Source organism: Sphingorhabdus sp. (assembly GCF_044374345.1).
GTDB lineage: Bacteria > Pseudomonadota > Alphaproteobacteria > Sphingomonadales > Sphingomonadaceae > Sphingorhabdus_B.
In genome coordinates this window covers 20,640-29,352 of sequence record NZ_JBILOS010000019.1, presented here as the reverse complement: position 1 = coordinate 29,352, position 8,713 = coordinate 20,640, and the positions used below count along the sequence as shown (strand labels likewise).

The window sequence follows — 8,713 nt, the reverse complement described above, 5'->3', positions numbered from 1 at the left end:
AATTGCGACATTTGAACAGAAACGCGGCGACATCGTCACGCGGGTCGAAGAAAAGTTCGACATGATCCATGTCGTCCCGCCGCAAGTCGCGCCAGATTTCGTGCGCAACAGTCCGCTGGCTGCCGCGAGTGGTTTTATCGAGGTCAATGAAGCAACATTGCAGCATGTGCGGTATGCGAATGTCTTCGCCTTGGGCGATGCCTGCTCAGCGTCAAACGCCAAGACCATGGCGGCAGCGCGCAAGCAAGCGCCGGTGGTCGCGGTGAATGTATTGGCTGCTCTTGAGGGCAAGCCTCCTGTCGCCGATTATGACGGCTATGGCAGTTGCCCGTTGACGGTCGAGCGCGGCAAGATTGTGCTCGCCGAATTTGGTTATGGCGGAAAATTGCTGCCGAGCTTCCCGAATTGGTTGATTGACGGCACGCGCCCATCGCGCCTGTCATGGCTGTTAAAGGACACCATCCTTCCCCCAATTTACTGGCACGGTATGCTCAAAGGGCATGAGTGGATGGTCAAGCCCCACAAGATCGGAGCGGCATAACGGCTATGAAATTGGCGCGCTATTTGCCGATATTGGAATGGGGACGCGGCTATGGCGGCGTGACGTTGACCAATGACTTGGTCGCCGCCGCAATCGTTACAATCATGCTCATCCCGCAAAGCCTGGCTTATGCCATGTTGGCGGGCTTGCCACCGGAAATAGGGCTATACGCGTCTATTCTTCCCATCATTGCTTATGCCCTGTTCGGGACGAGCCGCGCACTCGCCGTTGGACCGGTGGCGGTGATTTCGCTGATGACTTTGACAGCGGCGAGCGCCGTTGCCGCACCGGGCAGCGCCGAATTTATTGCCGCCACACTTGTCCTCGCGTTGCTGTCCGGGCTCATCCTGATTGTCATGGGTGTGTTGCGTCTGGGCTTTTTGGCGAACCTATTGTCGCATCCCGTGGTGTCGGGATTTATTACCGCAAGCGGTATCATTATTGCCACCAGCCAACTCAAGTCGCTGCTGGGCATTAAGGCGTCGGGTGAGGCACTGCCCGAGCTGATCACGACGTTGATCGAAAATGCCAAGGACACAAATCCTTACACCCTTGCGATTGGCGTGATTGCGACCGGATTTCTATTCTGGGTGCGCAAAGGTTTGAAACCCATGCTCATTGGCTTCGGGCTGGCGGCGCGGCCCGCTGATCTTGTTGCCAAAGCTGGGCCCATCGTTGCAGTCGCGCTGTCGATTTTGGCGGTCATTGCCTTCGATCTGGAAGCCAAAGGCGTGAAGGTGGTGGGCGACATCCCGCAGAGCTTGCCGCCCTTTACCGTTCCCTTGTTCGATGCCGATTTATGGCAGCGACTGGCCGTTCCTGCTTTATTGCTCAGCATCATTGGATTTGTGGAATCGGTCTCGGTCGCGCAAACGCTCGCAGCGAAAAAGCGGCAACGCATTGTTCCGGATCAGGAACTTATCGGCCTTGGCGCAGCCAATGTCGCCGCCGCTTTTTCGGGCGGCTATCCGGTCACGGGCGGATTTGCGCGTTCGGTCGTCAACTTTGATGCGGGCGCAGAGACCCCGGCCGCAGGTGCATTTACGGCGGTTGGCATATTGCTCGCGGCCTTGTTCCTGACGCCATTGCTCGCGTCTCTTCCCATCGCCACATTGGCAGGTACAATCATCGTTGCGGTCTTGAGCCTCGTCGATTTTAAAACGCCGCGCGCGATCTGGCATTATTCCAAAGCCGATTTTGCCGCGATGGCAGCGACAATAGCTGTGACGCTCCTAATTGGCGTTGAACCCGGCGTCATGGCCGGAGTCGGCCTGAGTCTTGCATTGTTCCTCTGGCGCGCCTCACGGCCACATGCCGCCATTGTGGGACGGGTTCCCGAGACGGAGCATTTCCGAAATGTGAAACGCCACAAGGTGTTCACTGATCCGCGCATCCTGACCATTCGCATCGACGAAAGCCTGACCTATCTCAACGCCCGCTGGCTGGAAGAGTTTGTGCTGGAGGAGATTGCCGCACATCCTCAGCTTAAGCATCTCATCCTGATGGCCTCGGCGGTCAACGCGATTGATGCATCGGCTCTGGAGAGCATCGAGGCCATCAATCACCGCATGGCCGATGCTGGCGTGTGCCTGCACCTCTCCGAAGTCAAAGGCCCGGTGATGGACGCGCTCGAACGCGGGCATTTTCTGCACGAACTTACCGGACGGGTGTGGCTTTCACAAAATGAAGCTTTTGAGGCCGTGCTGGAAATCGCCAATCGCGAAGAAGAAACGCAAGCGCCAACCGATCTGTGGATGGCAAGGGGACTGATATGATGATCGAACAGGAATGGGCAATAATTCTGGCCCGCGCACAATTTGCTTTTACCGTAAGCTTCCACTTTCTGTTCCCGGCGTTTTCTATTGGGCTGGCGAGCTTTCTCGCGGTTCTTGAGGGGCTGTGGCTGAAAACCGGTAAGGGCGTGTACGCCAATCTGTTTCGTTACTGGCTCAAGATATTCGCCGTCGTTTTTGCGATGGGCGTCGTTTCGGGCATCGTCATGTCCTACCAATTCGGAACCAATTGGTCTGTATTTTCGGACAAGGCCGGACCCGTCATTGGGCCGTTGATGGCCTATGAAGTGCTGACGGCGTTCTTTTTGGAGGCTGGCTTTCTTGGCGTCATGCTGTTCGGCATCAATAAGGTTGGGCGCAAGCTCCACTTTGTCGCAACGCTGGCCGTCGCCATCGGCACCTTCATTTCCGCATTCTGGATATTGTCAGTGAACAGCTGGATGCAAACACCGGTGGGATATGAGATTGCGGCCAATGGTCAGTTCATGCCCGGTGATAGCTGGTGGACAATCATCTTCAACCCCAGCTTCCCCTACCGCCTCGTCCACACTTTACTGGCGGCCTATCTGACGACGGCTTTTGCCGTGGGGGCGGTTGGTGCCTGGCATTTGTTGAAAGACAAAGCCAATCCGGGCGCGCGCAAAATGTTCTCTATGGCAATGTGGATGGCAGCCATCGTCGCGCCGCTTCAGGTTGTCGCGGGTGACTTTCACGGCATCAACACGTTGGAGCATCAACCAGCTAAAGTCATGGCGATGGAGGGGCATTATCAAAGCCATCCCAACGGCGCGCCATTGATACTGTTTGGTATTCCGAACAGCAAAGAGCGAACGGTCGATTACGCCATTGAAATTCCCAAAGCATCGTCGTTGATCCTGAAGCATGACCTGAATGCACCGCTCGCTGGCCTTGATACCATCCCCGACGCAGACGAGCCGCCGGTTGGCATTGTCTTCTGGGCTTTCCGGATCATGGTCGGTCTCGGTATGGCGATGGTAGCCATTGGGATGTGGAGCCTGCTCGCGCGGGCAAGAAAGCAGCTATATGAATGGTCGTGGCTCCATAAGGCCGCATTAGTGATGGGCCCGTCTGGCTTCATTGCGGTGCTGGCCGGCTGGGTGGTGACCGAAGTTGGACGGCAACCCTTCACAATTTATGGCGTGTTGCGCACCGTTGATAGTGCGTCGCCGCTGGATGCACCTGCTGTGGCATTCTCGCTTCTCGCCTTTGTCGTCGTGTATTTCGCAGTATTCGGTATGGGCATTTGGTATTTGCTGCGTTTGATGAAGAAAGCACCGGAGGCGCATGAAAGCGCGCTCGATGGTGCGCCTATCCGAAGCGCAGGCATCACCCCTGCACCCGCGGTATTGGAAGGAGCATCGGCATGATCGATCTGACAGTCATTTGGGCCAGCATCATTGGCTTTGCCATCATTGCTTATGTCGTCATGGACGGCTTTGACCTTGGCATCGGCATATTGTTTCCCTTTTTCAAAGTGGGCAAGGACCGCGATACCGCAATGAACAGTATCGCGCCTGTCTGGGACGGAAACGAAACATGGCTGGTGATGGGCGTCGGCGGTTTGCTCGCGGCCTTCCCGCTGGCGTACGCCATCATTTTGCCTGCGCTTTATGCACCGATGATTGCGATGCTGCTCGGCCTTGTGTTCCGCGGCGTTGCGTTCGAATTTCGCTGGCGTGACCCCGCACATCGCGAACTATGGGACCGCGCATTCACGCTGGGCTCGTTCATTGCCACCTTCGCGCAGGGGATAGCACTTGGCGCGCTGCTCCAAGGCATTACCGTTGAAGGCCGCTCCTACGCCGGTGGATGGTGGGAATGGTTGTCGCCATTTAGTATTTTGACTGGCTTTGGGTTGGTGGTCGGCTATGCGCTTTTGGGTGCGTGCTGGCTAAACTGGAAGACCGAAGGCGCATTGCAGCGTCAGGCGGTCACGTATGCCGGGCGTTTGGGCATTAGCTTGCTATTGATGATCGGCCTCATCAGCCTGGCCACGCTGACGCTTGAGGCGCAATATTATCTGCGCTGGTTGAGCTATCCGGGTGTGCTTGCAACGGCGATAGTGCCGATTGCCACCATTGCCGTGACGTTCCTCTTCTACCGCAGCCTGCGCCAGACCAAGGACGCGCAGCCGTTCTTCTGGGCACTCGCATTGTTCGGCTTATGCTTGATTGGCCTTGGCATTTCGATCTGGCCCAACGTCATTCCGGCGCGGGTCACTATCTGGGAAGCAGCGGCACCACATCGCAGCCAAGTCTTCATGTTGATCGGCGCGTCGATCATGGTCCCGATCATCGTTGCCTACACCGCATGGTCCTATTGGGTGTTCCGCGGCAAAGTCGGCCACGACGGATATCATTGATGCCGCGCGCTAAACAATTGGGCTGGTTCTTCGGCATCTGGGCGCTGAGCGTCGCCGCGCTGACGATCGTCGGGAGTGCTATCCGGTGGGTATTGCTCTAAAAGGTTGCATAAGGAGTGGCGCAAAAATGACCGAGATGAACAACGGCCCAGAAACATTGAAGGGCGAAGATTGGGCGGGCGAGATGGGTGCCAAATGGCTTGCCAATCTCGCATGTTTTGAAGGCATGATCGCCCCGATTGGCGAGGCGCTTCTTCGGCAAGCCGATTTTAAACCCGGCGAGCGTGTGCTTGATATCGGCTGCGGTGGCGGCGGGACGACAATTGCCATAGCCAAGGCCGTCGCGCCTTCCGGCGAAGTTGTTGGCATCGACATTTCACCCGACTTGACGACTGCGTCTATGCGGCGTGCCAAAGACGCTGGAGTCACCAACATTGGTTTCATCTGCGCTGATGGAGCCACGGTCCAGTTAGAAGATGCCCCATTTGACCGGCTCTTTTCGCGTTTTGGCAGTATGTTTTTTCCCGAACCGCATAAGGCCTTTGCAAATTTGCACAGTCTGCTGCGTCCCGGTGCGCGGATTGATCTGGCGGTATGGGGCCCACCACGCGACAATTTGTGGATGATGGAAATGATGGGCGTCGTCCGCCGTTATGTCGATATCCCCCCGGCGGTTCCCCGCGCGCCCGGGCCATTCGCGTTTGAAGACCTCGACTATCTGAACGAAATACTTGCGTGCGGCGGCTTTTCGGAAGCCAGCGTAATCGCCTATAATGGGCTTCAACCGATTGGTGGCGTGAATGCCGCACCTCATGATGCGGTATCTTTTGTGCTGTCTTCAATGGCGGTTGGACGCGCGCTAGAGGAACAAGGTGCAGATGTTCGCGCGGCAGCTGAAACGGACTTGGTCGAACTATTCCAGACGCATTATGTAGCCGGGCAAGGCGTGATGATGCAGGGTAAGGCTTGGCTTGTGTCGGCGATTGCCTAGCGACGATTGTTGTCTGAACCGCCGCTTTTGCCAACCGGAGTGAACGGCTTGTATGTTAGCGAGAACTGCCAAGCGTTCCGAGCGGTCTAACGGCAGCTATGTATCGGTCGATGTATAAATGCAGACAGTCCGCTCTCGGCCCAATTCCAGCCATTTGCAATGACCTTTACCAATCATCGCCTTCGGGATTTTCTTGGTGCGCTTTGAACGTCGTCAATTGGGTCGGGAGCCGACTGTCCGCTGAAGTGACGTGACGCCCAACTATCATCCAGTTTTGATTAGAGCCTTGGCGTTGTTTGAGCCTTTAATTACATGGCGATTTTATAGCAGGATATCGGAAGCTTAGCCCGCATAGAAAAAGCCACTCGATTTTAGGATGCAAAGACAGTTGCTCGCAATTAAAACCTTGTAGCGGTCAAGTGATGTATTTCAGATAAAATTTTTCTAACCGTAATCGGGAGCTCATCTACCGATCGACATTGTTCGATGAAGAGACCCACCATATCGTCTGAGCAATCGCGCCGATCGCGAAGTACAGAAATCGCAATTTCGCTGACCTCGTCGTCGCCATGTAGGAATGCATCGTACGTGCCGCAATGTCTGGGGTAGGTATCGAATGTATCAGCAACTTCAAGAAATCTGCGATGAACCTCAGGAGAAGTTTCCGAAATTATAAGAGCCTCAAAATCTTCGTTCGTCGATTGCCACGAAGCAGTATAATCTTCCAATTTCAAAGAGGTTTCATCATCAAAATCTTTCGCAGGCAAATTATAGAATGCGAAAGCCTTCTTTTGCATTCCTTTAAACATAGGACCAAATTGGGGCACCAGGTGTGCATTACCGCACGCGAATACAAAAATTCCAGCCTGAGCAAGTTCTTCATACTCTTCGCGTGTTGACGATTTTTGAAACACTAGAGATGCTGCTCGAAAAGCCGATGAGGCAGCTTCACTATCGACTACGAAAACAGATTGACCTAAAATAGCGGTGGTTAACTGGCGGTGTTGCAACTTTCTCAACTCAATTGGTAAATTCTTTCGCCCAAACGATGACGCGCAAACTTCATGTCTTGCGCTGTTTGACAGAGCTAAGATGCTATGCGTTTCGAATAACGCCGTTACAATTGGGGAGTTGGTTGTCGTGATCACCTGATTTATTCCCGACAAAATCAAACGAACGAGTTGCACGAGCATGTGTGTGGGCTGGCCTTCTTCCAGTTCCTCAATAACCAGATTGACCGCAGTACTACCCTTCAATTCCAACAATGACTCAATGAGTTCGATCAGCATTAATCCATGTGCACCAGTGCCTCGCTTCTCTACAGGAAGGTCAATTCGATCCAAACATTCACCGGTGAACAGAGCGATGGTTTCTATAAAATCAGCGCTTCTTTTGCCGGAAGGCAAATTTTCTAACACGTAGCGTGCCGTCTCAGCAGTTAATGGGCGCGTTATGAAAGATTTACGGCGCGCATTCCCTTTGTGGCCAGTTGCTGGGGATTCCACGTTTATGCTGCCACTCGAAGACGGCGGCGGTGGCTCGGAACTGTCGGAAAAATTTTTCCTGCCGAGAACTAATATTCGTTCCAGCAAGCTGCCGCTATGCAGGCTCAACAGTTTCGAAGTATTCCGGCTAGGCCCAAGAAAAATAAATCCACAGTGACGCTTTTCGGCTCGCCCAAAAATGGTCCGTCCGCCACCAAACGATTGATCGCCTTGTGCGCTGTCGACATCTAGCGCCGAAGGATAATCAAAAAAAGTTCCTGTAATAAAATCCTGCTCGTTCTGTTCGTATCTGGCAATAAAAACCACAGGTAGCACCCAATGCAAGTGGGACCCGTCGCCTACCAAGGAGCGGTCATCCACGTCGTCGGCGAAGCCATGCATGTCATCGTTCCATGCCCTTATATGTTTTTTGAATAAAAACCGGTCTTCGAACGAAAGGTCAGTCAGAATAACATTTAACCGTATTTCAATTGGTTGGTTGTTGCTGTCGATATACTGACGATTATAAAAATCATATTCATCAACGACAGGATGGCGATTCAGAGCATCCACGCTCAGGACCAAACCCAAGGCCTCACAAATGCTAGTTCTGCCACTTCCATGAGCACCGACTAAAAGCGTATGCCCGTGCAGGTTTATTACTCCCGAGGAAATTCCGCGGAAGTTTGATATTTGGAGTTGTAACACTTTCACTTGAAGTTGCCTTTCAGTGATCCAGGACGAATGAGCAATTGCAAAGACTGCATAAATTTGTTCAGCCCAGCAGGACGATGACGAATGCTGCAACGCCTAGAAAGCTTCCAAATGGAAGTTCATCGCGCTGATGTATGGCGATTACATGCAGGGTGGAAACCACAGTTAGTCCGATTGCGCTCGCAATCAGCAACGTCATCGGCAGGGTCTGCCAACCCAACCAGATTCCCAAAGCACCAAAGAGTTTAGGATCGCCAGCACCCATGCCATCATGTTTCCTAAAAAGTTTGTACGCCCGCCTAACCATTTCCAAGCTCAAAAAGCCTGCCACCATTCCTGTGGCCCTGCCTGTCCAGGCGATGTCGGGTGTAAGCATCGGCCCCACCAGAACACCCATGACCGCTAACAAAAACACCAGTCGGTTTGGTAGCCAAAGATGCTGATAATCCAGCATGATGAGCGGAAGTAATAGCCAGCCAAACACAGCAGCTGCGATGGCTTGCTCTGCCGGAAGCAACAGAACGGGCACGGCACCGATTAAGGCTGCGATCAATTCGGTTGCCAAAGACAGCGGTCCAATAGGCCCACCGCAATGTCTACATTTGCCCTTTAACAATAAGTAAGAGGCAATAGGAACTAGGTCGTAGGCAGCAATCTGATGCCCGCAATTATCGCAGTGAGAGCGCCCCGTTGCCACACTTTTGCCAGTCGGCCACCGACTGCACATGGCGGCGACGAAGCTTCCCCAGATCGCGCCCAGCGTCAGCTGTGATGCGAGCAGGAACCATAAAGGCAATCCCGCAACTA

At 53.9% G+C, this 8,713-nt stretch carries 6 protein-coding genes and 1 pseudogene; 5 read left to right on the top strand and 2 right to left on the bottom strand.

Annotated features, from left to right (window positions below):
* From ACIQ5B_RS03450 to ACIQ5B_RS03430, 5 genes and pseudogenes are all read left to right on the top strand, one after another.
* Positions 1-541, top strand: a pseudogene (locus ACIQ5B_RS03450) (NAD(FAD)-dependent dehydrogenase); the annotation flags it as partial.
* Between the two features lie 5 nt (positions 542-546).
* Positions 547-2,316, top strand: coding sequence for a SulP family inorganic anion transporter (locus ACIQ5B_RS03445; protein ID WP_397597803.1), 1,770 nt, complete (start codon positions 547-549; stop codon positions 2,314-2,316).
* On the top strand, positions 2,316-3,722 hold the full coding sequence (locus tag ACIQ5B_RS03440) for a cytochrome ubiquinol oxidase subunit I (protein WP_397597804.1): 1,407 nt from the start codon (positions 2,316-2,318) through the stop codon (positions 3,720-3,722). The genes ACIQ5B_RS03445 and ACIQ5B_RS03440 overlap by 1 nt, the downstream gene beginning before the upstream one ends.
* Positions 3,719-4,717, top strand: a complete 999-nt coding sequence (gene cydB, locus ACIQ5B_RS03435) for a cytochrome d ubiquinol oxidase subunit II (RefSeq protein ID WP_324479681.1) — start codon at positions 3,719-3,721, stop codon at positions 4,715-4,717. Before ACIQ5B_RS03440 ends, cydB begins: the two co-directional genes overlap by 4 nt.
* Before the next feature lie 127 nt (positions 4,718-4,844).
* Complete coding sequence (locus ACIQ5B_RS03430; protein WP_397597802.1) at positions 4,845-5,708, top strand: class I SAM-dependent methyltransferase; 864 nt, start codon at positions 4,845-4,847, stop codon at positions 5,706-5,708.
* Positions 5,709-6,106: 398 nt separating this feature from the next.
* On the opposite strand, the gene ACIQ5B_RS03425 is transcribed toward ACIQ5B_RS03430, so the two are convergent.
* Entirely contained in the window at positions 6,107-7,906 is a 1,800-nt protein-coding gene (locus ACIQ5B_RS03425) for an AAA family ATPase (protein WP_397597801.1), read from the bottom strand.
* Positions 7,907-7,967: 61 nt separating this feature from the next.
* Positions 7,968-8,702 (bottom strand): prepilin peptidase, encoded by a 735-nt coding sequence (locus ACIQ5B_RS03420; RefSeq protein ID WP_397597800.1) that lies wholly within the window; start codon positions 8,700-8,702, stop codon positions 7,968-7,970.
* Between the last annotated feature and the right edge of the window lie 11 nt (positions 8,703-8,713).